Annotated in this window: 23 protein-coding genes; 6 read left to right on the top strand and 17 right to left on the bottom strand. The window is 71.0% G+C overall.

Going from position 1 to position 24,883, the window contains the following annotated elements:
* Positions 1–88: 88 nt before the first annotated feature.
* The 3 genes from ACIRQF_RS00515 to ACIRQF_RS00525 form a co-directional block, all read right to left on the bottom strand.
* Positions 89–886, bottom strand: a complete 798-nt coding sequence (locus ACIRQF_RS00515; protein WP_404087592.1) for a hypothetical protein — start codon at positions 884–886, stop codon at positions 89–91.
* Between the two features lie 105 nt (positions 887–991).
* Positions 992–2,017: a hypothetical protein gene (locus ACIRQF_RS00520; protein ID WP_404087594.1), complete on the bottom strand. Its 1,026-nt coding sequence runs from the start codon at positions 2,015–2,017 to the stop codon at positions 992–994.
* Complete coding sequence (locus ACIRQF_RS00525; protein WP_389757458.1) at positions 2,014–2,256, bottom strand: hypothetical protein; 243 nt, start codon at positions 2,254–2,256, stop codon at positions 2,014–2,016. The genes ACIRQF_RS00520 and ACIRQF_RS00525 overlap by 4 nt, the downstream gene beginning before the upstream one ends.
* Positions 2,257–2,426: 170 nt before the next feature.
* Here ACIRQF_RS00525 and ACIRQF_RS00530 point away from each other — a divergent pair, with 170 nt between their 5' ends.
* Complete coding sequence (locus ACIRQF_RS00530; RefSeq protein ID WP_403526067.1) at positions 2,427–2,600, top strand: CsbD family protein; 174 nt, start codon at positions 2,427–2,429, stop codon at positions 2,598–2,600.
* A 309-nt stretch (positions 2,601–2,909) separates the two neighbouring features.
* Here ACIRQF_RS00530 and ACIRQF_RS00535 read toward each other — a convergent pair whose 3' ends face one another.
* Positions 2,910–3,869 (bottom strand): zinc-binding alcohol dehydrogenase family protein, encoded by a 960-nt coding sequence (locus tag ACIRQF_RS00535; protein WP_404087597.1) that lies wholly within the window; start codon positions 3,867–3,869, stop codon positions 2,910–2,912.
* A gap of 95 nt (positions 3,870–3,964) precedes the next feature.
* Here ACIRQF_RS00535 and ACIRQF_RS00540 point away from each other — a divergent pair, with 95 nt between their 5' ends.
* The gene (locus ACIRQF_RS00540; protein WP_404087599.1) at positions 3,965–4,450 is read left to right on the top strand and encodes a MarR family winged helix-turn-helix transcriptional regulator; all 486 of its coding nucleotides are present in this window, start codon (positions 3,965–3,967) and stop codon (positions 4,448–4,450) included.
* Positions 4,451–4,644: 194 nt separating this feature from the next.
* Here ACIRQF_RS00540 and ACIRQF_RS00545 read toward each other — a convergent pair whose 3' ends face one another.
* The 4 genes from ACIRQF_RS00545 to ACIRQF_RS00560 form a co-directional block, all read right to left on the bottom strand.
* Positions 4,645–5,835, bottom strand: coding sequence for a Gfo/Idh/MocA family protein (locus tag ACIRQF_RS00545; protein ID WP_404087601.1), 1,191 nt, complete (start codon positions 5,833–5,835; stop codon positions 4,645–4,647).
* Complete coding sequence (locus ACIRQF_RS00550; RefSeq protein WP_404087603.1) at positions 5,832–7,490, bottom strand: hypothetical protein; 1,659 nt, start codon at positions 7,488–7,490, stop codon at positions 5,832–5,834. The genes ACIRQF_RS00545 and ACIRQF_RS00550 overlap by 4 nt, the downstream gene beginning before the upstream one ends.
* Before the next feature lie 131 nt (positions 7,491–7,621).
* Positions 7,622–8,554 carry a carbohydrate ABC transporter permease gene (locus ACIRQF_RS00555; protein WP_376634278.1) on the bottom strand — a complete coding sequence of 311 codons (933 nt, stop codon included), beginning with the start codon at positions 8,552–8,554 and terminating at the stop codon, positions 7,622–7,624.
* Positions 8,555–8,556: 2 nt separating this feature from the next.
* Positions 8,557–9,423 carry an ABC transporter permease gene (locus ACIRQF_RS00560; RefSeq protein ID WP_404089467.1) on the bottom strand — a complete coding sequence of 289 codons (867 nt, stop codon included), beginning with the start codon at positions 9,421–9,423 and terminating at the stop codon, positions 8,557–8,559.
* A 536-nt stretch (positions 9,424–9,959) separates the two neighbouring features.
* On the opposite strand from ACIRQF_RS00560, the gene ACIRQF_RS00565 reads away from it, so the two are divergent.
* On the top strand, positions 9,960–11,114 hold the full coding sequence (locus tag ACIRQF_RS00565; protein WP_404087605.1) for an ROK family protein: 1,155 nt from the start codon (positions 9,960–9,962) through the stop codon (positions 11,112–11,114).
* Between the two features lie 423 nt (positions 11,115–11,537).
* On the opposite strand, the gene ACIRQF_RS00570 is transcribed toward ACIRQF_RS00565, so the two are convergent.
* The 8 genes from ACIRQF_RS00570 to ACIRQF_RS00605 form a co-directional block, all read right to left on the bottom strand.
* Positions 11,538–12,260, bottom strand: coding sequence for a helix-turn-helix transcriptional regulator (locus tag ACIRQF_RS00570; RefSeq protein WP_404087607.1), 723 nt, complete (start codon positions 12,258–12,260; stop codon positions 11,538–11,540).
* 16 nt (positions 12,261–12,276) lie between these two features.
* The gene (locus ACIRQF_RS00575) at positions 12,277–13,209 is read right to left on the bottom strand and encodes an alpha/beta hydrolase (protein ID WP_404087609.1); all 933 of its coding nucleotides are present in this window, start codon (positions 13,207–13,209) and stop codon (positions 12,277–12,279) included.
* 118 nt (positions 13,210–13,327) lie between these two features.
* Positions 13,328–13,624: a hypothetical protein gene (locus tag ACIRQF_RS00580; RefSeq protein WP_404087611.1), complete on the bottom strand. Its 297-nt coding sequence runs from the start codon at positions 13,622–13,624 to the stop codon at positions 13,328–13,330.
* 327 nt (positions 13,625–13,951) lie between these two features.
* Positions 13,952–14,911, bottom strand: coding sequence for an ABC transporter substrate-binding protein (locus ACIRQF_RS00585; RefSeq protein ID WP_404087613.1), 960 nt, complete (start codon positions 14,909–14,911; stop codon positions 13,952–13,954).
* Between the two features lies 1 nt (position 14,912).
* The gene (locus ACIRQF_RS00590) at positions 14,913–16,901 is read right to left on the bottom strand and encodes an ABC transporter permease subunit (RefSeq protein WP_404087615.1); all 1,989 of its coding nucleotides are present in this window, start codon (positions 16,899–16,901) and stop codon (positions 14,913–14,915) included.
* A 196-nt stretch (positions 16,902–17,097) separates the two neighbouring features.
* Complete coding sequence (locus tag ACIRQF_RS00595; RefSeq protein WP_404087617.1) at positions 17,098–18,216, bottom strand: glycine betaine/L-proline ABC transporter ATP-binding protein; 1,119 nt, start codon at positions 18,214–18,216, stop codon at positions 17,098–17,100.
* Positions 18,213–19,739: a GMC family oxidoreductase gene (locus ACIRQF_RS00600; RefSeq protein ID WP_404087619.1), complete on the bottom strand. Its 1,527-nt coding sequence runs from the start codon at positions 19,737–19,739 to the stop codon at positions 18,213–18,215. Before ACIRQF_RS00600 ends, ACIRQF_RS00595 begins: the two co-directional genes overlap by 4 nt.
* On the bottom strand, positions 19,736–21,244 hold the full coding sequence (locus tag ACIRQF_RS00605; protein WP_404087621.1) for an aldehyde dehydrogenase family protein: 1,509 nt from the start codon (positions 21,242–21,244) through the stop codon (positions 19,736–19,738). The genes ACIRQF_RS00600 and ACIRQF_RS00605 overlap by 4 nt, the downstream gene beginning before the upstream one ends.
* A gap of 600 nt (positions 21,245–21,844) precedes the next feature.
* On the opposite strand from ACIRQF_RS00605, the gene ACIRQF_RS00610 reads away from it, so the two are divergent.
* Both ACIRQF_RS00610 and ACIRQF_RS00615 read left to right on the top strand, forming a co-directional pair.
* Positions 21,845–22,123: a hypothetical protein gene (locus ACIRQF_RS00610; RefSeq protein ID WP_404087623.1), complete on the top strand. Its 279-nt coding sequence runs from the start codon at positions 21,845–21,847 to the stop codon at positions 22,121–22,123.
* Positions 22,124–22,657: 534 nt separating this feature from the next.
* A complete protein-coding gene (locus ACIRQF_RS00615) occupies positions 22,658–23,575 on the top strand; it encodes an SDR family oxidoreductase (RefSeq protein ID WP_404087625.1) in 918 nt (305 codons plus the stop codon).
* Between the two features lie 148 nt (positions 23,576–23,723).
* On the opposite strand, the gene ACIRQF_RS00620 is transcribed toward ACIRQF_RS00615, so the two are convergent.
* Positions 23,724–24,068: a hypothetical protein gene (locus ACIRQF_RS00620; RefSeq protein WP_404087627.1), complete on the bottom strand. Its 345-nt coding sequence runs from the start codon at positions 24,066–24,068 to the stop codon at positions 23,724–23,726.
* A 90-nt stretch (positions 24,069–24,158) separates the two neighbouring features.
* On the opposite strand from ACIRQF_RS00620, the gene ACIRQF_RS00625 reads away from it, so the two are divergent.
* Positions 24,159–24,536: a thiol-disulfide oxidoreductase DCC family protein gene (locus ACIRQF_RS00625; protein WP_404087629.1), complete on the top strand. Its 378-nt coding sequence runs from the start codon at positions 24,159–24,161 to the stop codon at positions 24,534–24,536.
* The last annotated feature ends 347 nt before the right edge of the window (positions 24,537–24,883 follow it).

Raw genomic sequence — 24,883 nt, forward strand, 5'->3', positions numbered from 1 at the left:
CTGTCCGGCTCCGGATTCCTCCCGTCGGCACCGAAAGACGCGCGACTACGCTGCGGCGACCACGTGCGTCAGGCCCGGCGCCGCGGGGTCAGGTGGTGCGGTTTCCCACGGCGTCGCAGGGCAGATCGGCGGCAGGGCCGTTGGCGGCGAAGTCGCGGTGCGCCTGTCGCTCGGTCTCCCCCATGGCGGTCGGTGGGATGTTGATGATGCCGCCGAAGGGCCGGTCGACGTCGCGGATGATGACCAGGGCTGTGGTCAGCAGAGCGGTGATCACGACGAGGGTGATGATCTGGCCCCTGTTGTTCCTCCTGGGCAGGCAGATCCCGAGGGCGGTGACGGTGATGACGAGGGTGGCGAGCAGGAACCAGAAGATGGTGCTGGGGATGCTGGAAGTGGCCTGCGTCAGGCGTTCCTCACGTTCGTCGGAGCGTTTGTTGTCCGCGGCGACGAGCATCCCGAAGACCGGCTGGCCGGCCAGGTTCTCGAAGGTCTTGCGAAAGCCGGTCGACCAGACACTGGGGGCGGGTGAGCCGTTGCCGTCGGCCATGGCGGACCACTCCTGGAAGCGGACGGCACGGGCGTAACAGACGGCGCCCGCCTGGATACGTGCCCGCTCCGTGGCGGGGGCGTGTTCGGCGGTCTCGACGAGCTGGTCCAGGGCGCGGGCCTCGCCGCGTGAGGCGACCTCCGCTTTGCCGTAGGAGCCGTTGGCGGTCACCAGGACGAAGGAGAGCAGCAGGACGGTCATCGTCAGCAGCGGGCCGACGAGGTCCTTGACGGCCATGCCTTCGTCGTCGTTGGCGTTGACCAGTCTCGGTCGGAGCCAACGGTTGGCGGCCAGTCCTGCGAGCAGGGCCAGCACAGCGACGACGATGACGAGGATCACGGGATGCCACCTCGGGGCAGAGGGTCAGATCCCGGCGGCGGCCGGGGCCCCATGATCATTTCTGCGGCCCAGCCGCGCACGGAAGGGCGGAACCGTTTCCTCGCCTCACAAAGAGCGACACAACTTTGACCCAGCCGGACGGCGGCCGTCGCGCCACGGGGCCCGGCCGGACTGCGCGTTGACCGCATACGCCACGGGGTCCACCGGGTGGCGTGCCCCGGGTGCGGGGTCGCGGGATAGCTGCGCGCCCGGGCCGGCGTCGGCGGGGGCGAGTTCCCCGGCGGTCAGGGTCAGGGCGCGGATGCGGGGACGCTGGTGGGCAATGCCGTCCCAGATCCGCCAGAGTGCGGTGCGCAGGTCGTCGGTGTGGGCGGAGGGTGCGAGCAGGCGGCGGGTCCGCTCCACGCGCGAACCGTCCGCGACGCGGACCGCGAGGGTGACCGCACGCGTGACCTGGTCGCGGCCGCGGACACGTTCGGCGAGGGAGGCGACGAGGTCGAGGAGCGCGGCGCGCAGAGCCGCGGGGTCGAGCATGTCGCGGTCGAAGACATGGCTGACGGTGGCGGCCACCGGCATGCCGCGGGCGACGACCGGGCGGCGGTCGCCGCCCCGGGCACGCCGGCGCAGGACACGGCCCTGTCTCCCGACGAGCCGGTACACCACGCTCTCGTCCGTCGCGGCGAGAGCACCGATGGCGGTCAGGCAGTAGGCACGCAGGCCGTAGGCACGCAGCGTCGCGGCCGTCGTGGTGCCGACGCTGTACAGGTCGCCGATGTCGAACGGGGCCGGGAAGTCGCACACCGCGCGCTCGTCGGGCAGCCACAACACCCCGGGCGGGCCGGTGCGGGTCGAGGCGGTCGCGCCGCTCACGGCGGTGGCCACCGTGGCCGCGACACCGATCCGCACCTGGCTGCCGTGCAACAGAACGCCGACGCGGTCCTGGGAGGCGAGTGGGCCGGGGTCCGCGCGGTGCGGACGCGGCATCGCGCCGGCCCGCACGAGCGCGCCACCCGGCGCCACAGGCGGGACAACCGGGGAGACCTCGCCGAGGACATCAAGCAGCACGCGGTACGTCTCGGGACCGGTATCCGGCCGGCAGCGCACGTGCATGATCGCGTTGGGCGGGGTCATGCCGCACGCTCCCCCTCACCGCGTCCCGCGCGGGCGAGCTCACGCAGTTCCACGCGGGCCGCGGGCCCGGCGCCGGGGGTCTGCCAGAACGGATGCCACCACAGCTCGACAGACAGGTGCAGCAGACGCCGCCGCAGCACCGTGCTGCTGCCGTCGCCCACGGCTGCCAGCGCGGCATAGGTCGCCGACCAGGCCTTCTGAGTATGGACAAGATCGCGAGGGAAGGGGTAGTGCTCCACCCCTCCACTAAAACACGTGTTCGATTTCAAAGGGAAGTGGAATCGCCGCCGCCGCTCACGGGTCTCCCCTGACGCCGCGGAACGACGGTCGCGGACGGGGTGTTTAGGAAGGGATTCGGCGAGCAGGAGGGGTCCAAGACCAAGCCGGTTACTTTGACGAGGAGGTCCCCATGTCGGGTACGGAGAAGAGCAAGGCCCACGCCGAGCAGGCCAAGGGCAAGGCCAAGGAGACCGTCGGCCGCGCGGTCGGCAACGAGCGCATGACCGCCGAGGGACAGGCCGAGCAGGCCAAGGGCAACGCCCGCCACGCCAAGGAGGACATCAAGGACTCCTTCAGGCACTGAGCCGCCCCTTTCGCCGCCAGGGCTCCGACCGCTCCCCGGTCGGAGCCCTGGCGGCATGCCGGCGCGCTGTGCGGCGCCGGCCAGTACACGGCGGCAGACACTTCCAGCCGCCTGCCGCGCCAGAGCCGTCCACGAGAAGGCACCTACGGGACGAAGGCTTCTTGACGGCCGATCGGCGAGGATCCCCCTACCAGAGGGGCCCTTACCAGGGAGCAGACCGTTGCACCGTGGCGGGCGCACGGACGCGCGGTCACTCCGCCGGACTCACGCCGCTCGGCTCGACCTGCGCGAGACCGTCACGCCCCCTGCCTACGGCGCGATCCTCAGGACGCTCTTGCCGAGCGTCTTCCCCGCGGCGAGACGGCTCACGGCTTCGTCGAGGTCGGCCATCTCGTATTCGGCGGTCACATCCGGCCGGACGGAGCCCTCCACTACGGCCCGCAGAGCGCGCCGGGCACCGTCGGCGAACCGTTCGGGGTGGGTCCGGCTGAGCAGGTCACTGTTATAGGAGAGCGCGGACCGGCCGCTCATCAGCAGTTCGTCACTGTCCAGCAGCGCGGGTGCGGAGCCGGCCAGGGCGCCGTACATGGCCAGCCGGCCGTGCGGGGCCAGCCGCAGCAGGCCGGCCAGACGCGTGGGGCCGCCCACCGGGTCGAGGACGACGTCGAACACCTCCCCGGCCGGCCCGTCCGAGACGTCGGCGAACTCCGCCCTGGTGACAAGGTCGTCGTACCCGAACCGAGCGGCGTAGGCGGCCCGTTCGGCGTCGCCGACCACACCGACGATCCGGCCGGCTCCGGCGGCCCGGGCGAACTGGACGGCCATGGTGCCCACGCCGCCGGCCGCCGCGTGGACCAGGACGCGCTCGCCCGGCCGCACCCGCGTGACCGTGTGGATCAGGTCGTACGCGGTCGGGGTCGCCCAGCCGAACGCGGCGGCGGTGCGCGGATCGAGCCCCTCGGCGTCGAAGGTGAGCGTGGCCGGGGCGGTCACCACCTCCGCGAAAGCGCCCCCGCCGGTCAGAGCGGTGACCGCCCGGCCCAGCAGGGCCTCGTCGACACCCGGGCCGACACCGACGACCCGCCCTGCGGCCTCGAATCCGGCGACGAAGGGCCGCGACACCGGGAAGTGACCGCGACGCACGAGCACGTCGCCCCATTGGATCCCGGCGTAGCCGACGGCGATGGCGACCTCGCCGGGGCCCGGCAGGGGCCGGTCGAGTTCGGTCAGGCGGAACCGGTTGTCGGTGTCGAGGACGACAGCCTTCATGCCTCTGCTCCCAGGTGAATCAGTATGCTGATACAGGCGGATGCACCGACCGTATGCGTATCAGCATGCTGAGTCAACTAAGGGAGCTGATTCAAGTGGTGGGATCGACGGCCGGCGAGGCCGCGAGCCACAAGGCCGGGACCCCTGCCGAGGACTATCTCTGCGGCCGTATCCGGCGCGCCGAGCAGGCCCTGATGGGCCACCACGAGGCAGTCCTGCGGGGCCACGGTCTGACCATGACGCAGTACACCGTGCTGCTTGCGCTCTCGGCCGAACCGGACCTGTCCGGTGCGCAACTCGCCCGGGCGTGCGGCGTGACCCAGCAGACGATGGCTACGGTCCTGACCGGCCTGCACAAGAAGGGCCTCATCACCCGCACGCCGTCGCCGGCCCATGCCAAGGTGCTCCTCACCTCCTTGACCGACCAGGGCCGTACCGTGCTGGACAACGCCTACCAGGAGGTCATCGTCCTCGAGCGCGCCCTCGCCAGGGCCTTCGCGCCCGAGGAACACGCCGCCCTCTGCGCCCTGTTGGAGCGCGCCACCAGCGTGCTGACCGAGCAGACCCCCCGCCGCCCGTAGACAGCGCTACGCGGCCAGGGCGATGCTCAGGCCCATGCGCCGGCCGCCACGGGACAGGTGGCCGATCACCGGGGTCCGCGCGTCGCTGTCCCCCACGGCCGCTGCCGGGGCCGGCAGGAGAGCAGCTGCTGTTCCTAGGTGCGCCCCATCGGCCGCTGCTGTTCCCAGGTGCGCCCCGCCGGCCGCTGCTGTTCCTAGGCGCGCCCCCTCGGCCGCTGCTGGCCGTTCGCGAAGTAGGTGGCCAGGTCCTGGTCCAGCGGGGGCACCTCGTAGGCCGTGCCGTTCTCGCGCAGCGAGCGGGTCGCCATGACTCCGGCGGCCACGCTCATGCGGGCGGCGACGGGTGAGGTGTCCGTGGCTCCGCCGTCGCGGGCGAAGCGGCAGAACTCGTCGACGATGCGTTCGTCGGCGCCGCCGTGGCCGCCGTGGGCGTCCGGCACCTGGTGGACGGCGTCGGCGTCGGCGCGGTAGTCGGTCGGTCCGGTGTTCCAGACGCGGACTTCGTCGCCCGGGCGGTCGCCGAAGTTCTCCAGTCGGCCCTCGGTCCCGATGACGGTGTAGTTGCGCCAGTAGTCGGGGCTGAAATGACACTGCTGGTAGGCCGCCACGACGCCGTTGTCCAGACGCATGTTCATCACGGAGACGTCCTCGACGTCCACGATGTGGTGCAGGTTCCCGCGCTCGCGCGGCGGCCATTCGAACTGACGCAGCCAGCCCTCGGGGCGTGGTGTGCCGGGCGCGCGACGCGGCAGGTCTCCGTACACCATGAGGTCTCCGAGGGCGTTGACGCGCTGGGTGTAGCCGCCGGCCAGCCAGTGGATCACGTCGATGTCGTGCGCCGCCTTCTGCAGCAGCAGCCCGGTGGTGCGGCGGCGGTCGGCGTGCCAGTCCTTGAAGTAGTAGTCACCGCCGTACGAGACGAAGTGCCGTACCCACACGGTCTTCGGCTCACCGATGTCGCCGCGGGCGATGATGTCGCGCATCAGCCGGACGACGCCCATGTGCCGCATGTTGTGTCCGACGTAGAGACGGCTCCCGGTCTCGTGAGCGGTGCGCAGAATGGTGTCGCAGTGCTCGACGGTGATGCCCAGGGGCTTCTCCACGTAGGTCGCCTTGCCCGCTTCCAGGGCGTCGCGGGCGACCGCTTCATGCGTGTCGTCGGGGGTGGCGACGATGACGGCGTCGATCGTGTCGTCGTCGAGGAGCGCCCGGTGGTCACCGAACGCCGTCGCGCCGGGGAAACGATCGGGGACTCCGCTCCGGACCGCCGGGTCGGTGTCGGCGACTGCGGCGACGACCGAGCCACGGCCCGGACGATGCGCGGAGACGGCGAGGTTGCGCCGGAGCCCGAGGCCGATGACGCCGATGCGCAGGTCGTCGGTCACTTGGCACCGTCCTTGGCGAGGGCCTTCTCGAACTCGCGGCGCGTGGCGTCGCCCGCGGTCCGCCTCCACGCGGGAAGGATCTCCTTCTTGAACGAGGCAAGCGGCTTGCGGCCTGCCACGAGGTCGGTGAGGGCGCTGTAGAAGTCGCCGGACGCGGAGGCTCCCTTGTTCGAGTTGGTGTCGGAGAAGAGGCCCGTGGTGGGGTTGACGCGGGCGATCTTCATCAGTTCGACCTCGGTCCGGTGGATGGAGCTCGTGATCTGCGGCTTGCCGGGCAGATAGAGGACCTGGGGGGCGTTTCCGAAGAAGGTGATGGCCTGCCGGGTGGTGAGCACCTCGGCGTTGCCCTTGGTGTTGAGCGTGACGTCTCCGTCCCTGGTGTGGGTGTGGTGGGTGCCTTCGAGGCCGTAGTCGAGGAACAGGCGCTCCTCGGAGCCGAAGGGCGCGCAGAGGTAGTTCATGATCTGGAGCAGGGTCTCGATGCGCTCCTTGGGCACCTTGTTGCTGATGGCGGTGAACCCGACGGAGCCGTAGCCGAAGTTGAAGCTCGGCTTGGCACCCGGTTCCGCGGCGAAGGGGGCGATGATCCTGGCGGGCCAGTCGTACATGGCGCTGTCGTTGAGGAACCCGGGGAAGGACTGGACGTGGGCGCCGAGGAATCCGCCCTCCAGCTTCTCCAGCGTGGTGGCGAGGTTGGGGTCCGGCCAGAAAAGATCCGCCTGCCGGCACTTGAGTGCGAACTCGAGTCCGGCGAAGAACTCGTCCGTCTCGAACGCGTGGGTGAGCCTGCCTCCGTCCAGCCGCCAGCCGTTCGGGGCGCCGTACCACAGGGCGAACTGGTTGAGGTGGTTGACGTAGGCGGGCTCCAGCACGTACTTCTTGCGCTTGGTGTCGAGCAGTTCCTTGCCCTTGTCGAGGAAGTCCTGGGCGCTGTCGAACCGCGGTCCACCAACGGGCTTCCAGAAGTCCTCGTTGGCGACGTAGACCTGTCCCATGCGGCCGTACGGTACGGCGACACCCCAGATCCTGCCGTTGAAGACGGCGGTTCGCCAGGCGAAGTCGGGGATGTTGGCCAGGTTGGGGTACTTCTTGACGGCCTCTCCCCCCAGGTACGGCGTCAGGTCGTGGAACTTGGCCCGCAGGAGGGCGGGGACGTTCTTCAGGCCCTGGTTCGGAGGGAACCACATCAGGTCGGGCAGGTCGCCGCCCGCGACGGTCGCGTTGAACTTCGCGCGGTAGACGTCCTCGGCACCGAGGCCGTTGACGATGGTCATGCGCAGTTCCGAACCGAGCCGCTTGTTGAGCTCCTGCCAGTACGCGTTGCGGTCCATCGCCGGTGCGGCGGTGGTGAACGTCTCCGTCAGGACGCTCACCGGCTTGCCGTCACCGGGCATCGCGGAGACGCTGCGGGTGGGGTCCTTGGGGTAGCGCAGGTACGCGGGGTCCAGCCCCTGGCCGTTGCCGGGCAGGTCCGGCGCGGCGACCTTCGCAGGCACGTAGGCCGGCAGTTCGAGCCTGGCCGAGGCCTCCGCGCCGCCACCGGACGCTCCTGTTCCGGTGCTGCAGGCGGCGAGGGCACCGCCGCCCGCGACGGTCAGGCCGGCGGCGCCGGCCGCGCCGAGGAATCCACGACGGTCGAGATGGCTGGGGGACATGGCTCTCCTTGAGGTGGGGAGGGGCGCACGGGACAGGGCGACGGGGAGGTGAGGGGGCGTGGGGAAGGCGGAGGGGCGGGTGGAGCGCCGGGGCGAGGGGCCATGGGCGACGGGATGGCGGGCCGGTGGGCTCAGGCCTTGATCGCGCCGGTGAGGACGCCCTTGGCGAAGTACTTCTGCAGGAAGGGGTAGACGGCCATGATCGGCAGGACCGCGAGGACGAGCACGGCCATCGACAGCGAGGTGCTGGCCGGGAGCACGCTGACGCCCATCGCCTTGGCGTTGAACGTGTCGCCCTGGAGGACGTACGAGCGCAGGACGACCTGCAGCGGCAGCTTGTCCGGATCGTTGATGTAGAGCATCGCGTTGAAGAAGCTGTTCCAGTACGTGACCGCGTAGAACATTCCGACGACGGCGATCACCGCCTTGGACAGCGGGAGCACGATCTTCAGCAGCACCTTCAGCTCGCCGGCGCCGTCGAGGCGGGCGGCCTCGTGCAGCTCTTCCGGGATGCCCTGGAAGAACGCCCGCACCACGATGACGTTGAAGGCGTTCAGCATGATGGGCACGACCATGGCGCCGTAGGTGTCGAGCAGCCCGAGTGCCTGTGTCACCAGGTAGTTGGGGATGATGCCCGGTGTGAAGAGGAAGGTGCCCACCACGACGAGGAGCAGCGGCTTCCCGGCGAAGGTCCCGGGCCGCGAGAGGCCGTACGCGAGGCAGATCGTGCACAGCAGGCTCAGTGCGGTGCCGACGAGGGTGATGCCGACGCTGACCAGCGCGGCACGGGTGACGACGCCACCGGAGAGCACCACCCGGTAGGCCTCCAGGGTGGGATGCGTCGGGAAGAGGACGTAGCCGCCGTTGGCCGCCAGTTCGGCCTTGGTCGAGAGGCTGGTGCCGATGGCGAGCAGGAACGGATAGCCGACCGCGACGGTCATCGCGACGACGACGAGGAGTTTGAGCCCCTGGCCCGCCCGGCTGGGCTGCTCCATCCAGGCCGGGCGCCCGGGCGGGCGGCGGCCGCGCCGGCCGCGGCCGAAGCGCGTCGAAAGCGGGACCATGCTCATCGGTAGACCCCCTGCTCGCCGAGGCGGTGAGCGAGTTTGTTCGCGAGGACGATCAGGACGAATCCGATGACGCCCTTCATCAGGCCGGCGGCGGTGGACATCCCCCAGTCGCCGTCGACGACGCCGTGGAAGTAGACGTAGGTGTCGAGCACTTCGGCCGCTTCCGCGCCGACCGCGTCGCGCTGGAGCAGCATCTGCTCGAAACCGACGGACAGGATGTCGCCGAGCCGCAGGATGAGCAGCATGATCATTACGGGGCGGATGCCGGGCAGGGTGATGTGCCACATGCGGCGCAGTCGGCCGGCGCCGTCCATCGCCGCGGACTCGTAGAGCGAGTTGTCGATGGAGGCCATCGCGGCGAGGAAGATGATCGCGCCCCAGCCGGCGTCCTTCCACACGGCCTGGGAGGTGAGCAGAAGGATGAACGTGTCGGGGTTGTTCATGATGTTGCCGAGGGAGACGCCGTTGTCGTGGAGAAGGCTCGTCACCGTGCCCGCGCCACCGAAGACCTGCTGGAACATGCCGACGACGACGACCCAGGACAGGAAGTGCGGCAGGTAGACCACCGTCTGCAGGAACCGCCGGGTCCTGCTGCTGATCAGGGAGTTGAGGAAGAGGGCGAGGGCGACGGGCGCCGGGAAGTAGAGGAACAGCTGGACGACGCTGATCTCCAGGGTGTTCCAGACGGCGGACCAGAACTCGGGCTGTTCCAGGAGCGCGGTGAAGTTGCTCCAGCCGACGAACGGGCTCTCCTGGAAACCCAGATACGTCTGGTAGTCCTGGAAGGCGATGACGTTGCCCGCCAGCGGGAGGTAGAAGAACACCGCGAAGTACAGGACGCCGGGCACGCACAGGAGCAGCAACATCCGGTCGCGCGTGAGGCGTTCGCGGAGGGGCCGTCGGGCCGGGAGCCCGCGACCCGTGGTCCTGTCCGCGGAAGGGGGGCGGGTGCGCCTGTCGCGCGGCGGGTCGTGTCGAGGGGTGTCCGGACGGGGCGTGGCTGATGCGGCGGCCGACACATTCACCTCCTGTGGCGGGTGGTGAGGGGGAAGAGGACGGCGAAGGACCGGAGTGTGCGGTCAGGTGCCCGCGGGACGGCACCGGAGCCGAGGCATCACCCCGACACCTCCGGGCTTCGTGTGGATGAGGCAGGAGTCAACCGTTCGCGGCGCGCAGCGGTCAATACCTATATGCAAATACTTTGGCTAAGTGGCAGGGGTGGAGGTCGCGAAGGGGCATGGCGTGGAGGGGACGTGTCCGCCCGCGACTGCCCCCAGTGCCCCCAGCAGCCCTGCGTGCCAACGCATTCGCGGCAGCCGGTCGGAGGACGGAGCCCATCCTCCTACGACATCGGTGACTCCCGGTTTCTTCTCGAACTTTCGTAAGTAGGATGCGTTCCATGAACCATCACGGCGGTGACGCCTCCCTCCTGCGACGGCTGAACTCCGCCGCAGTACTGCGCGTCCTGCGGCACCGCGAGGCGACGACGCTGACCGAGTTGGCCCAGCTGGTGCAGGTCTCCAGGCCGACCGTCGAGACGATCATGGAAGAGCTGCTGGAGCAGGGGTGGGCCGAGGAATGCGGCCAGGAGCGCGGGATGCGCGGCCGCCCCGCCAAGCGCTACCGGTTCCGCTCATCCGCCGGGCGGGTCCTCGGACTGAGCGTGGGCGCCTACCGGCTGCAGGCCGTCGGGGCGGACCTGAGCGGGCGGGTCGTGCAGTCCAGCAAGGCGGCGATCTTCCCCGACATGACCGCGGACGAGCGCCTCGACGCGATCGAGCGCTTCGTCGCGGAGTGTTCCGAGGCGCTGGGCCAGCGGCCCATGGCCGTGGGGGTCGGCACCACCGGGGTCGTGGACGACAGGGGGCGGGTCGTGAAGAGCTCCGTCCTGTCCGGATGGTCGGGCCTAGGGCTCCAGGACGAGCTGTCCCGGCGGATCTCGACGCCCGTGGTGGTCGAGAACGACGTGCGGCTCGCCGTCCTGGCCGAACAGTGGCGCGGCGCCGCCGTCGAACGCAAGGACGTGCTCTATCTCTTCGCGGGCAACCGCATGTCACTGGGGATGCTCATCGGAGGGAAGCCGTACCGCGGGGCCCACTCGGCCTCGGGCGAGATCGCGGAACACGCCACCGGTCTGTGGCAGGTCTTCGGGCCCGTCATGGACTTCGCGATGTCGGTCGAGCCGGGAGAGCTGCGCTCGCCGGCCCAGGCCGCGGAGTTCGCCTTCACCAGGGCCTCCGCGGGCGACCAGCGGGCGGCGGACGCGGTGACGGCACTCGCGGTGGGGCTCGCGGAGGGCCTGGTGACGGTGGTGGGCCCCTTCGACCCGGAGATGGTCATCATCGGAGGCTCCCTGTCGAGCGGCGGCGCCTACCTGGTCGAACCCATCCAGGAGCACTTGAACAGAGCGTGCCTCTATCCGCCCGAGGTGGTGGCCTCCGGCCTCGGCAACGACTCCGTCGCGATCGGCGCGGCGAGGATCGCGCTGGAGCACACGGAATCCGACATCGCTTTGGGTAACAGACCCGACCCGGCACTCCCCCATGCCCCGTGAATACACGCCCGTCATCCGCATTCCGCCCGAGACGTGCCTTTACTTGGGATACGGACCACGCCCTCCCTCCGCAGGAGTCGCAGCAATAAACCTGGCGTCTTTCGTAAAGAGCGATCGTGACCGGCTCGGCTCACGGCACCGGCGTCCCTCGTGGCAGGCCGTCGACCACGGGCCCGGTCGACGCGGCCGGTGGATGGGGCGGATCGGCGGGGCCGTCGGACGTGGAACGGCCCCCGGGTCTCCCCCGGCGCCACCGTGCGGCCGCCCTGGGTGACCTGGGTGACCTCTACCCGGCCCGACTCGGCCCGAGGGCTTGGCCACCGGACCTGCGTGCTCCGAGACGCGGGAGCCCGGACCCGGCACGGTCGCCGGTCCGCGCGGATCAGTGCTCGCGAGGTGCCGGCGCTCTCTCAAGGCCGGTCGTCACGGCGGGGATACGAGCGGAGCCAGCGCAGTGGGCTGCCCCGAGTCGGCGGCGGACGAGCCGATCAGTAGGTCGGCCAGGTCATGCCTCTGAGCCTGCTCACCGGTCGGATGCGCCGCGGTGATCCGGTCCAGTCGGAAGCCCCGGCCGGCCTGCCTGGTGCGGCACCAGGCGATGACGTACCACTTGCCGTCGGCGGTGAGCAGTCCGGCCGGCTCGACGGTGCGGTCGCTCGCCTGCCCGGCCGCGTCGACGTAGGACAGCCGCAGCACCGTGCTGTCGGTCAGAGCCTGCTCCACCGCGGTCCGGACCGAGTCCGGGGTCCGCGCCGGCAGCGCGACGATCCGGGCGGCGAGTTGCCGCGCCGCCGTCGAGGCGGAACCGGTCATGGAGGCCGCGATCTTCTGGGACGCCGTACGGACCGCGCCGCTGTAGGGGGCGGCGGATGCGTCGGCGCTGGCGAGCGCGGCGACCAGCGCAGCGGCCTCTTCGGCGGTGAAGCCGATCGGCGGGAGAGTCATCGCCGGGTCGATCGACCAGCCGCCGCCCCGCCCGGTTGTGGTGCGCACCGGGACCCCCGCCTCCATCAACGCCTGGAGATCGCGCTGCACCGTGCGTGTGCTCACCTCGAACCGCGCGGCGAGCGCGGCGACGGTCAGGGATCGCGGCGCCGCCGCGCGCAGCTCTTCCACCAGCGCGTAGAGCCGAGGGGTGCGGTTCATACGGCCGACGCTACCGTCACGCGTCGGCCAGGAAGTCCCGTTCCCGCTGCCGTTCACGTGCGGTGACGGTCGTCGGGAACAGGGTGAAGCCGTGCATCGCGCCCGCGACGACGCCGAGTCGCACGGGCGACCCGGCCGCCTGCCACCGCTGGGCCAGGAAGAGCGAGTCGTCCAGCAGCGGATCCTGATCGCCGACGACGATCCGGGCGGACGGCATGCCGGTCAGATCGGCGTACAGCGGCGAGACCTCGGGGTCGCGGCGGGCCTCCGGGCCCATACCCGGAGTGAAGAGCTCGTAGCTTCCGCGAAGCGAGTCGGAGTTGCTCAGCAACGGCCGGGAGCCGAACTGCCGCTGGCTCGGTGTCATCGACAGGTCGTACGGGCCGAAGGCCAGATGGGCCGCACGGAACGCGCCGACGAGGCCCTGCCGGTCACGGAGCCGCAGCAGGGTCAGGAGACTCAGGTGTGCCCCGGCCGACTCGCCACCGATCAACAGCCGTCCGGTACCGAACTCGGCCTCGGCGTGGTCCACCAGCCAACGGGCAGCGGCTTCGCAGTCGTCGGGCCCGGCGGGGAACGGGTGCTCAGGTGCCAGGCGGTAGTCCACGCTCAACACGGCCAGCCGGGCTTGCACGGCAAGCCGCCACAGCCTCTCGTCCTGCCCGTCAGCGGAGCCGAAGGCCCAGGCGCCACCGTGTATGTGCAGGTACACGCCGTCGACGTGGTCCGGCACGAAGACTCGCACCTTCACCCCGCCGGCCACGATGCGGTCCTGACCTTGCGGCAGGAGCACCGGTGGCGTGTCGCCACCGAGCCGGTTGCGCCGCAGCAGCGCCAGCACGTCTGTATCCGGTGCCTGCCCACGAGGCGGGCGGCTCGCGGCGGTAGCCTCGAACTGGGCGTTGAACGCCAGGGTCTCGGCGAGGCAGTCCTCATCTGTGATCGTCATGGGTCGACGGTCGCATCCCCTCGCGACAACACCCTGTCACCCTTTTCCGGTGACCTGCGTCACACCCCTTTCCCGGTGGGGCGACGCGGCCCGCGCGTTCTGCGCGCCTCCTTGAGGATCAGGTGCCGGAGTTGTCGACGAACCCCACGACGTCGAAGTACTCGATTGTGGGTCGGACGCCGTAAACCTCCGTCACTTTACCGACGAGCTCCTCCGTGAAGAAGGAGCGGCCTTTCTCCTCGTCGTCCCACACATAGAAGTTCTTCGCCTGAGCGCCGTCTTCGTCGAGCATGAAGCTCTTGAAGCGCAGGCCGGCCATTCCTTCGAACGGCCCTCGGAGTTCGCCGGCAATCTTTGCGACAGTTGAACGATCGAACTTGTCGGTCTGCGCGAAAGTCACGAGCACGCCGAGCATCTGGCCTCCTACCGATCGGGGGGATCATGTGATCGCTAGCGGCGGAGCCTAGTACACGCGGCCGGAAATTCCGGTCATTACGTCGCGAGTGGGAAGTGCGGCCGGCGGTCGGTGGTGCGAGGCAGGTGCGACAAGATTTGCGCGTGTGGATATGCGCCCGAACGGGTGGGGGATGTGCTGCATGTCATTCCGACCCGTAGCCGGGCAGTGGCGGGGAGGCGTCGCGGAAGTTCGGCACCTGGTCCGGCGCTCACGCTCCACGCGGACCTCCCTCGGCCCTGTGCGGCGCGGCGGGCCGGTCTTCGCGACCGGTCCGCCGCACGTGCGTCAGGACGGCAACCACGCCCGCCAGGTGGACTCGTTGTTTTTCACCCATCGGGCGGCGGCCTCCTGGGGCGACAACTTCTGCTCCGCGATCATCAGGGCGACGTCGTTCTGCATGTCGGTCGTCCACCGGAACTTCTTCAGGAAGGCCGCGGCGTCCCCTCCGCCCTTTGCGAAGCGGCCGTTGAGGAACTTCTGCAGTGGGGTGTGCGGGTACGCGCAGGCCACCTTCTCCGGGTCGGCGTCGCAGTCCTCCTTGTAGGCGGGCAGCTTCACCTCCGTCATCGGCACCTTCTCGAACAGCCACTGGGGCTTGTACCAATAGGTCAGGAAAGGCTTCTTCTCGGCGGCGAACTGCTTGATCTGCGTGATCTGCGCCGCCTCCGAGCCCGCGAACACGACCTGGTAGTCCAGGCCGAGGTTGTCCACGAGCGCCTTGTCGTTCGTGACGTAGGACGGGGAGCCGTCCATCAGCTGGCCCTTGCCGCCGCTCTCCGCGGTACGGAACGCGTCGGCGTACTTGTTCAGGTTCTTCCAGTCGGTGACGTCCGGGTGCTTCGCGGCGAAGTACGTGGGCACGAACCAGCCGATGTGGCCGGTGACTCCGAGATCGCCACCGCGCTCGATCGTCCCCTTGTCGTCGATGTACCGCTTCTCCTGATCGGGGTGCCCCCAGTCCTCCAGGATGGCGTCCACCCGGCCTTGGCTGAGTGCGTCCCAGGCGGGCACCTCGTCGATCTGCACGGTGTCCACGCGGTAGCCGAGTTCGTGCTCCAGCAGGTACTGCGCGACGGCCACGTTGGCCTGGGCCCCCACCCACGACTGCACGGAAAGCGTCACCGTGCGGGAGCCCTCGGCGTCGGCGTACGGGGAGGTCTGACGGGTCATGTCGGCGGCGCCGCAGCCGGTCAGGGCCGTCAGGGCCACGGCGGTCGCGAGGGCGACAAGACGTGTGCGAGCCATCTCAGGCCCCCTTTGCGGTGAGGTCACGGCGTTCCGTGGGCTGGGTCACGCGGTCCAGCGTCAGACCGAGGCAGACCATCGCCGCGCCGGCCACCAGACCGGTCGCCAGGTCACCCCGGGCGAGGCCGAAGACCGCGTCGTAACCGAGCGCGCCACCGCCCACGAGGCCGCCGATGACGACGACGGCGAGGACCAGCACCACGCCCTGGTTCACGGCGAGCAGCAGCGCGGGCCGCGCCAGCGGCAGTTGGACCTGGAACAGTTGCTGGCGTCCGGTCGCGCCCAGCGAGCGGGCGGACTCCAGGGCGGCCGGGTCCACCGCGCGGACACCCTGGGCGGTGATGCGTACCACCGCGGGCAGCGCGTAGACCACGGCGGCCGCGACCGCGGGGGCGCGGCCCACGCCGAACAGGGCCACCACGGGGATCAGGTAGACGAACTGGGGCAGCGTCTGGAAGACGTCGAGCACCGGACGCAGCGCGCGGCCCAGCCGGTCTCGGCGGGCGGCGGCGATGCCGAGGGTCACGCCGAGCAGCAGGGTCACGGACACGGCCGCGAGAACCTGGGACAGCGTGTCGAGAGCCGGGCCCCAGACACCGAGTACGCCGATCGCGGCCATGGCGAGGACGGCGGTCGCGGCGGTGCGCCAGGTGCCGATGAGCAGGGCGAGCGCGCCGACCCCCAGCAGGACCGCCCACCAGGGCAGCCACTGCAGCCCGTCACGCAGGGGGTTGAGGACCCAGGTCGTGAAGCGCCCCGCCCAGTCGGCCGTACCACCGACGACGGGCACGCCGGAGTAGAGATGGCCGGTCATCCAGTCCACCGCCGTGTTGACGGGAGCGGCGACGTCCACCGTCCACGCGGCGGGCCAGGAGAGCCGACCGGACACGTGGCCCGCGAGGGCGACGGCGGCGGTCACCACCAGGGCGACGACGCGGCCGAGCTTGGCCCGGGGGTCCGGGGCAGTGCCGATCGTCCGTCCCGCCGCGGCGGTGACGCGGTCCAGGACGACGGCGAGGAGCACGACCGGCGTCCCGGCGGCGAGGGCGGCACCGACGTCCACGGAGGCCAGCGCCTGGTAGACGCGGTCACCGAGGCCGCCCGCTCCGATCACGGAGGCGATCACGGCCATCCCGAGCGCCATCATGATCGACTGGTTGATGCCGAGCAGCAGTTCCTTGCGGGCCAGCGGCAGCCGGGCGGTCAGCAGCCGCTGCCGCCCGGTGGCGCCGAGGGACTCGGCGGCCTCCATGACGCCGGGGTCCGCGCCGCGCAGTCCGAGCGCGGTGAGGCGCGCCATGGGCGGGGCGGCGTAGACGACGGTCGCGAGGACGGCCGCGGGTACGCCGATTCCGAAGACCAGGACGACGGGGAGCAGATACGCGAAGGCCGGCAGCACCTGCATGGTGTCGAGCACCGGGCGCAGGAGCCGGTGCATGCGGTCCGACAGCCCGGCGGCGAGCCCGAGGAGACCACCGAGCAGCACCGATGCGGCGACGGCGACCACCATCAGCGCGAGCGTCTGCATGGTGGGCACCCACATGCCGAGCAGTCCGCACGCGGCGAAGGCGGCGACGGAGGCCAGGGCGAGCCGGACGCCCGCGACCCGCCAGGCCACGAGGCCCACTCCCGCGGTGACGCCCGCCCAGCCGGCGGCGAGCAGCAGCAGGTACACCGCGCGGACGGAGACGACGACGATGTTGCTGACGTGGCCGAAGAAGTAGAGGAACAGCGGGTGACTGTCGCGGTTGTCGATGATCCAGTCGCTGCTGCGCCCGAGCGGCCCGGACACGTCGACGGCCAGCGCCCCCGGCCAGCTGCCGCCGCCCAGGAAGACGCCGCCGAGGACGAGCGCGAGGGCCGTGCCGACGCCGATCAGACGTCCGCGGTGCGCCGTGAGCGCGCGCAGGGCGCCGGACCCGGCGGTGCCGGTCCCGGCCCCGCCGGTGCTCGTGCGGCCGGGAGGCGCCGGGGAGACGGTGACGGTCATCGGTCCCACCGCCCCGCGGTGCGCGTCCGGCCCGGCGGCCTGAGGGGGGCTTCCGGCCGGTCGCCCGGGTGAGCGAAGGTGCGTCCCGCGGCCCGCGGGACGCCGGGGAAGGAACCCGAGGGTCCGGTGCGGCGATCTGCCCGGGCGCCGGCACCGGTCGTGCCGCACGGCGGCGGCCAGGTCGTATGGGAGTACATCAGGCCACCGCCCTTCCCGCCGCCGGGTGCCCGGCGACGACACCGAGGAGCCCTCGGTGGTCGACCACGCCGAGGCACCGGCCGTTCTCGACGACACGCACGGTCTCGCCCGTGCGCGCGACGGCTTCGATCGCCTCGTGGACGGTGGCGCCGGGAGCGAGGGCCGGGCCGGTCTCGCTCTCGTCGGCGAGCGCGGGGCGCATCGCGGAGCGGACCGTGAGCACCTGCTCGCGCGGCACGTCCCGGACGAAGTCCCTGACGTAGTCGTCGGCGGGTGTGCCCACGATCTCCTCCGGCGTGCCCAGCTGCACGACACGGCCGTCGCGCATCAGCGCGATGCGGTCGCCGAGCCTCAGTGCCTCGGTCAGGTCGTGCGTGATGAAGACCATCGTGCGGCCCTCCTCACGGTGCAGGCGGACGACCTCCTCCTGCATGTCCCGCCGGATGAGCGGGTCCAGCGCGCTGAACGGTTCGTCGAACAGGAGGACTTCGGGATCCACGGCGAGTGCGCGGGCCAGCCCGACCCGCTGCTGCTGGCCGCCGGACAACTGTCCCGGCCTGCGGTTCTCCATGCCCTCGAGGCCGACCTTGACGACGAACTCCGCCGCCCGCTCGCGTCTTTCACCGCGTCCCACACCCTGGATCTCGAGGCCGTACGCGATGTTGTCGAGCACCGTACGGTGCGGCAGCAGTCCGAAGTGCTGGAAGACCATCGCCGCCCGGTGCCGGCGCAGTTCGCGGAGCCGGCCGGCGTCCATGGACAGGACGTCCTCGCCGTCGATGGAGATGGTGCCCGATGTGGGCTCGATGAGCCGGGTCAGGCAGCGTACGAGGGTCGACTTGCCCGAGCCCGACAGGCCCATGACCACGAAGACCTCGCCCTTGCGGACGTCGAAGGACACGCCGCGGACGGCGGCGGTGCAACCGGTCCGCTCGCGCAGCTCGGCGGCGTCGAGCCGTGCGAGTTCCTCGTCGGCGGGCACGCGCTCGGCCTTCGGGCCGAAGACCTTCCACAGGTCGCGGACGGCGAAGACCGGCCGTTCCGCGCTCGGGGCCCGGTCCCGGGGCGTGGTGTGCGGCGGGGTGGGCGCGGTGTGGGGTGTGTGGGGTGTGTTCATCGGGTGGTGCCTCCCAGCAGGTCGGCGCATTTCTCGCCGACCATGAGCACGCCGATCATGGGGTTGACGGCGGTCATGGTCGGGAAGACGGACGCGTCGGCGATCCGGATGCCCTCGAGACCCCGGATCCTCAGGTCGGGTGCGACGACGGCGAGTTCGTCGTCGACGGCTCCCATCCGGCAGGTGCCGGCCGGGTGGTAGACGGTGTGCGCGACGTGGCGGGCGTAGGCGCTCAGTTCCTCGTCGGAGGTGACCTCGGGCCCCGGGCACACCTCGCGCTTCAGCCAGCCGGCCAGTGGTTCGCTCGCCGCGATCTGCCGCGCGATGCGAATGCCGTCGACGAGGGTCCGGCCGTCGTAGTCGTCCTCGTCGGTGAAGTACCGGAAGTCGAGTGCGGGCTTCTCCGCGGGGTCGGCGCTGGTCAGGTAGAGCCGGCCGCGGCTGCGCGGCTTGGGGATGTTGGGGGTCATCGACACGCCGTGCGCGGGCCGTTCGTAGCCCAGCCGCTCGGGATTGTCGGTGAAGGGGATCTGGTAGAAGTGGAACATCAGGTCCGGCCCCTCGGCCGCCGGATCCCGGCGGACGAACAGTCCCGCGTCGGAGTCCATGGCCGAGTTCTCGGGGATCGGCCCGTGGGTCTCCCAGACGATGACCGACTCGGGATGGTCGAGCAGGTTCTCCCCGACGCCCGGCAGGTCGTGCACGACGGGTATGCCGAGCTTCTCCAGGTCGGCACGCGGCCCGATGCCGGAGTGCAGCAGCAGACGTGGGGTGTCCACGGCGCCCGCGCACACCAGGACCTCGCGCCGGGCGCGCACGACGTGCTCCGCGCCGTCCTTGGTGCGGATGTGCACGCCGGTGGCGCGGGTGCCCTCCAGCTCCAGCCTGAACGCCCAGGTCTCCAGGGCGATGTGCAGGTTGGGCCGGTCCAGGAACGGGTGCAGGTAGGCGACGGACGCGGAGGAGCGCTTGTTGTTCTCGGGGTGGTACGCGAGGTCGAAGAAGCCGACGCCCTCGTGGAAGGGCTGCTTGTTGAATCCCTCGACGCGGGGCACACCGAGGGCGGTCCGGGCGGCGTCGACGAAGTCCCGGGCGATCGCGTTCCGGTCGGCCTCGTCCACGGGGACGATGTTGTTGCGCAGCCGGGCGAAGTAGGGGTCCATGGCCGCGGAGTCCCAGCCCTCGGCACCGGCCTCGGCCCATTCGTCCCAGTCGGACGGCAGCGGCTTGAAGGCGATGAGGGTGTTGTGCGAGGAACAGCCGCCCAGCACGCGGGCGCGGCTGTGGCGGATGTGCGAGTTGCCCCGGGGCTGCTCGGTGGTGGGGTAGTCGTAGTCCAGCTCGCCACCGAGGAGGCCCATCCAGCGACGCAGGGTGAGGACGTCGTCGCGGCCGACGTCGCTCGGGCCGCCTTCGATGACGGCGACGGTGACGTCCGGGTCCTCCGTCAGCCGGGAGGCGATCACCGAACCCGCTGTTCCGCCGCCGACGACGACATAGTCGTACACGTGCTGGTCGTTCATGCCTGGTCCTTCTGCGTCTCGCCCGCGAACCAGCGCACGGGGCGCGGAGCGAGGTTCTGGTAGATGTGCTTGGTCTCGCGGTACTCGGCGAGACCGCTGGGGCCGAGTTCGCGGCCGATGCCGGACTTTCCGAAGCCGCCCCATTCGGCCTGCGGCAGGTACGGGTGGAAGTCGTTGATCCAGACGGTGCCGTGGCGCAGCCGGGCGGCGACCCGCCGGGCGCGGTCGCCGTCGGAGGTCCAGACGGCGCCGGCGAGGCCGAACTCCGTGTCGTTGGCGAGGGCGACGGCCTCTTCCTCGGTGCGGAAGGTCTCCACGGTCAGGACCGGACCGAAGACCTCTTCGCGGACGACCCGCATGCGGCGGTGGCAGTGGTCCAGGACCGTGGGCCGGTAGAAGTAGCCGGGTCCGGTGGGCCGCTCGCCGCCGGCGAGCAGCACGGCTCCTTCGCCGAGGGCGGAGGCGACGTATTCCTCGGTCCTCGCCAACTGGGCGGCGGAGACCAGCGGGCCGCACTCGACCCCCTGGTCGGTGCCGCGGCCGAGCCGGATGTGGCCTGCTCGGTGGGCGAGTTCGGTGACGAAGCGCTCGCGCAGTGACTCCTCGACGATGAGGCGGGAGCCGGCGGAGCAGACCTGGCCGCTGTGGATGAAGGCGGCGTTGAGTGCCTGGTCGACGGCGGTGTCGAAGCCCTCGAACGTCGAGCAGGCGTCGGCGAAGACGACGTTGGGGTTCTTTCCGCCGAGCTCGAGGGCGACCTTCTTGACACTGTCGGCGGCCGCCCTGGCCACCTTCGTACCGCTGACGAGCCCGCCGGTGAACGACACGAGGTCGACGTCGGGGTGCTCGGCGAGCCGGGCACCTACGGTGTCGCCGGGGCCGGTCACGATGTTGGCGGCGCCGAGGGGCAGTCCGGCCTCCAGGAGCAGTTCGACCAGGACGACGGTGCTCAGGGGTGTGACCTCGCTGGGCTTGATCACGAACGTGTTGCCGGCGGCGAGAGCGGGCGCGATCTTCCAGCTGGCCTGGAGCAGCGGGTAGTTCCAGGGTGTGATGAGGGCGCAGACTCCGACGGGCTCGTGCACCACGACGCTGCGGATCTCGTCCGACCCCGCATCGACGACCCGTCCGCCGTCCTCCTTCGCCACGAGGTCGGCGAAGTAGAGGAACGCGTCGCGGACGCAGTCGACGTCGACCCGGCCCTCCTCCAGGGTCTTGCCGGCGTCCTGGCTCTCCAGTGCGCCGATCCGTTCGCGGTCGCGCTCCAGCAGCCCGGCGACGCGGCGCAGCAGGGCAGCGCGCTCGGCGACCGGCGTACGAGGCCAGGAACCGGCGTCGAAGGCGGCCCGTCCCGCGGCGACGGCGTCGTCCGTGTCCTGCACCCCGCCCTCGGAGACGACCGCGAAGGTGGTCTCGTCGGCGGGGTCGATGATCTCGCGCGTGGCGCCGGACAGGGCTGCGCGCCACTCTCCGCCCACATGGATGGTCTGTCGTACTGCCGTCACGTGACGTCTGGCCTTCCGTTCTCAGAGTCCCCCTGCCGGTTGCCCGGCGAATCGCCCGCCTGCCCTCGACCCTGCGATCCATGCGCATCGATTCACGGAGAGTGACCTGGCTCACGTCGAGACAGGGGGAATCCGGACATCTGGAGCGCTCATCCGGGACGGGCCCGGGTGGCCCGCTCCCGGCGCCGCTCGGGCACGACAGATGCGGCCGTCCGAACGGACGGCCGGGACTGTGAGAGGCGCGCTCGGGGCGGCGGTGGCCGGCCGCGGTGCCCACGACCTCCGCCTGCGGCCTGCCGAGGTTTCCACGACCTCCAGCGGCGGCCGGCCGCGGTTTCCACGACCTCAACTGCGGGCTGAGCACGCCAAGGGGCTTCGCATCCGCCGCAGCGCTCGCGGCATCGGCCGCCGCCCGTGACCGCACCGGCCCGCCACTGGTCTGTCGTCGGCCCCGGCCTCGGTACCGGCCCGAGCGGGCACCAGGACGACGGGGCCCGGCCGCGCCGAGCGCCCGGCACCAGGACGACGGGGCCCGGCCGCGCTCAGCGCCCGGCAGCCTCACTCTTCGTGACTGTCAGTGCGGGATGTGAACCTATCCCCATGGATCACGACGAGGAGCTGATGCGCGGCCGGGTCTACGGCCAGGACCACGACGACCCGCGCCGAGGCCCGCAGCAGGGCCGCGACTACGCGGAACTGACCGGAGGCCCGCTCGACGGCCTCCTGCTCGACATCACCGGCTGGTCCCCCGAGCGCGTCCGCGCCGGTGCCGCCCTCGAGACCGGCCTCGGTCGCTACGGCACCACGGGCCGCTCCCTCTACCAGCCACGCCCCGACGCCCCGGACCGCTTCGACTGGGCCGGCGACACGAGCGCCTGAGGTGGAGGTGTTCGCGCTGAGGGCTCGCCCAAGCGTGCACCAGCGCCTGGGACGGAAAGAGTGCGCGAGGCGACCCGGAACGCCCTTGGGACGTCGCCATGCGTCCAAGCGGGTGACCGCCTGTGCCTGGGCCTCGTTCGGTGCATCCGGACGGCGGCGCCCGCGGAAGAACCTGTAAGGGAATGACCGGGCCGCGGCCGACGAGGAGTGCGGGCGAGGATCGTGTCGTTCCACGGCAACAGCCGGTCGAGGCCGATTCCCGCGCCTTTCGCGGCTGACCGAGGGCACGGTGACGTACGTGAGACTCAGGGACGAACTTGCCGGCGACCGTCAGCTCGCCAGGGTGTATCGCGTAGGCCCACGAGGCCTGGGACCGGGCGTGGCGCGGCGACTGCGGCGGTGCGCCCCCCATCCCTGCGCCGCCCGACCGCGCGCATTCCCAGGGGACGCCGGTGCCGACCACGGTTGACCACTACCCGACAGGCCGGTTGCCGCTGCAGGCGGTCATCCGACGCTTCTGATGGAGACACTGCCATGAGCCGTACCTGGGATGTGCAGGGACGTACCGCCGTCGTCACGGGAGCCGCGCGGGGACTGGGTGCCGGGCTGGCCCGTGGGCTCGCCGCCCGGGGGATGAAGGTGGCCCTGCTCGGCCGGGAGGCCGGCACGCTGGACGCCGTCGCGAGGACCCTCCGCGCGGAGAGTTGCGTGGTCGAGGTCGATGTCACGGACGATGTCGGCATGCGCCAGGCCTCGGAGGCCGTGGCCCTGGAACTCGGCGCCCCGTCGGTCGTGATCGCCAATGCCGGCGTGGCCGAAGGAGGCCCCTTCGAGACGTCCGACCCGGAGACCTGGCGTCGCGTCATCGAGATCAACCTCGTCGGGAGCGCCGCGACCGCTCGCTGCTTCCTCCCGGACTTGCGCTCCACGGGTGGCTATTTCCTCCAGGTCGCGTCGACGGCGGCCTTCGGCGCCGCCCCGATGATGAGCGCCTACTGCGCGTCCAAAGCGGGGGTCGAGGCCTTCGCCCGTTCCGTCCGGGCCGAAGTGGCGCACGTGGGCGTCGCCGTGGGCGTGGCGTACCTGCACTGGACCGACACCGACATGGTCCGTGACGTCGACCGGCACACGGTGCTGCGGGAGTTGCGCGGTCACATGCCCGCGCCGGCCCGCCGTGTGTACCCGGTGGACCAGGTGGCGGCGTGGCTCCTACGCGGGATCGAGCGCCGCGCTCCGTCCGTCTACGCACCTCCGTGGCTCAGGCTCGCGCAGGCAGGGCGTCCGTTCTTCCCGCTGGCCGTCGACCTGCTGTCGAGGCGGAGGCTGCCGACCCTCATGCGCGACCACGCGTTCGAGCAGACCGGTCTGCTCGGCCATGGAGGCCGTATAGAGGAGACGTCGCTCCGCCGCTCCTCCACCGGTGCACCCGGCGGAGGAGCCGGCCCTGCGTGATGCGGACCGAGCCGCGCCGCGAGGGTCGAACGGTCCGTGGACGTTCCGCCTACGGCACCACAAGAACACCGGACCCGGTGCGGTGTCGACGCGGGTGCCGGTGACGGTGCCGGAGCGGTGCCGGAGCCGGTGCCGGTGCCGGTGATGTCTACGGCGTGCCGCCGTCGAGTTGCTCCAGCCCCTCGGTCCAGCGAACGCGGCGCTCGCTCTCCTGCTGGTCCCACCACGGAGTGCCACGCTCCCCGAGGGCGACCTTCGCCGTGTGCACCCGGATCCGGGCTGCGCGTTCCGCTTCCACGTCGTGGGTACGTCGTGCGGCGGCGACGGCGCGGCGCGCGTCCATGAGGTGGGAACGCAGCCGTACGGCGACGTCCTCGGGCAGATGGGGGTCCGTGGCCCGCCAACGCCTCCCGTCGACGATCACGTACCGTCCGTCCGGGGTGCGTGCAGGCCCCTGCCGATCAGCCGTCACCCGTCCAAGCCTGCCAGACATGCGGAGCCGCGCGACTTCTGCCGAGGGTCCGAGGCGACGCACCGGTCGATCCGGCGTGTCCCCGCGGCCGCGACGCACCATGCTGGGGGTATGCGTTCCCGGCCTGTTCTCGTCTACGACGGAGACTGCGGCTTCTGCACGACGTCGGCGCGTTTCGCCGAACGCCGCGTAGGGCCCCGCTGTGACATCGTCCCTTGGCAGTTCACGGATCTGCGCGCCCTCGGCGTCACCCCGGAGCGCGCAGCGTACGAAGTGCTGTGGGTGACTCCGCCCGGGGCTGTGTACGGAGGCGCCGAGGCCGTGGCCAAGGCTTTGCTGAGCGCGGGCGGAGCGTGGGCACCGCTTGGGGCGATGCTGCTGCTGCCCGGCGTGCGGTGGGGCGCGCGCCGCGCCTATCGGGTCATCGCCGCACACCGCCACAGGCTGCCGGGAGGAACACCGGCCTGCGCCGTGCCACGGCGTTCCTGATCGGTCGGGCGGACGCAGGCCTGCGAGTGACGCGGAGTACCCGGGTGTTCGGCATGTCGTCGACGCGTGCCCTCTGCTCCGCCACAACCGCGCGGCGAGTTGCCTCGTGCGCTCCTCAACTGGCGTCACCTCAGAAGGATGAGCGCCAAGGTCGCGGCCGAGGGGCACTCAGGAAGCTGTTACCGCACGGTACTTCCTGGGGGGCTAACAAGTTCGGACCTTCTGGGCGCAGTGTCGGAAAAGTATGCCCTTCATTGAATGCTGATCCGGTCACGAGAGTTCCGAACTGATCAAGAACGCCTCTATAGTGCCGTCGTTGCGACTCCCTTCCCCCTGCGTGCCTGCTC

This window comes from Streptomyces sp. NPDC101191 (assembly GCF_044767915.1).
Taxonomy (GTDB): Bacteria; Actinomycetota; Actinomycetes; order Streptomycetales; family Streptomycetaceae; genus Streptomyces.

Coding starts and splice junctions, on each gene's coding strand:
- ACIRQF_RS00585 (WP_404087613.1), bottom strand. CDS start 14,911: ATGGCTCGCACACGTCTTGTCGCCCTCGCGACCGCCGTGGCCCTGACG.
- ACIRQF_RS00600 (WP_404087619.1), bottom strand. CDS start 19,739: ATGAACGACCAGCACGTGTACGACTATGTCGTCGTCGGCGGCGGAACA.
- ACIRQF_RS00550 (WP_404087603.1), bottom strand. CDS start 7,490: ATGTCCCCCAGCCATCTCGACCGTCGTGGATTCCTCGGCGCGGCCGGC.
- ACIRQF_RS00620 (WP_404087627.1), bottom strand. CDS start 24,068: ATGTCTGGCAGGCTTGGACGGGTGACGGCTGATCGGCAGGGGCCTGCA.
- ACIRQF_RS00530 (WP_403526067.1), top strand. CDS start 2,427: ATGTCGGGTACGGAGAAGAGCAAGGCCCACGCCGAGCAGGCCAAGGGC.
- ACIRQF_RS00570 (WP_404087607.1), bottom strand. CDS start 12,260: ATGAACCGCACCCCTCGGCTCTACGCGCTGGTGGAAGAGCTGCGCGCG.
- ACIRQF_RS00520 (WP_404087594.1), bottom strand. CDS start 2,017: ATGACCCCGCCCAACGCGATCATGCACGTGCGCTGCCGGCCGGATACC.
- ACIRQF_RS00565 (WP_404087605.1), top strand. CDS start 9,960: ATGAACCATCACGGCGGTGACGCCTCCCTCCTGCGACGGCTGAACTCC.
- ACIRQF_RS00535 (WP_404087597.1), bottom strand. CDS start 3,869: ATGAAGGCTGTCGTCCTCGACACCGACAACCGGTTCCGCCTGACCGAA.
- ACIRQF_RS00625 (WP_404087629.1), top strand. CDS start 24,159: ATGCGTTCCCGGCCTGTTCTCGTCTACGACGGAGACTGCGGCTTCTGC.
- ACIRQF_RS00575 (WP_404087609.1), bottom strand. CDS start 13,209: ATGACGATCACAGATGAGGACTGCCTCGCCGAGACCCTGGCGTTCAAC.
- ACIRQF_RS00610 (WP_404087623.1), top strand. CDS start 21,845: ATGGATCACGACGAGGAGCTGATGCGCGGCCGGGTCTACGGCCAGGAC.
- ACIRQF_RS00595 (WP_404087617.1), bottom strand. CDS start 18,216: ATGAACACACCCCACACACCCCACACCGCGCCCACCCCGCCGCACACC.
- ACIRQF_RS00555 (WP_376634278.1), bottom strand. CDS start 8,554: ATGGTCCCGCTTTCGACGCGCTTCGGCCGCGGCCGGCGCGGCCGCCGC.
- ACIRQF_RS00580 (WP_404087611.1), bottom strand. CDS start 13,624: ATGCTCGGCGTGCTCGTGACTTTCGCGCAGACCGACAAGTTCGATCGT.
- ACIRQF_RS00615 (WP_404087625.1), top strand. CDS start 22,658: ATGAGCCGTACCTGGGATGTGCAGGGACGTACCGCCGTCGTCACGGGA.
- ACIRQF_RS00590 (WP_404087615.1), bottom strand. CDS start 16,901: ATGACCGTCACCGTCTCCCCGGCGCCTCCCGGCCGCACGAGCACCGGC.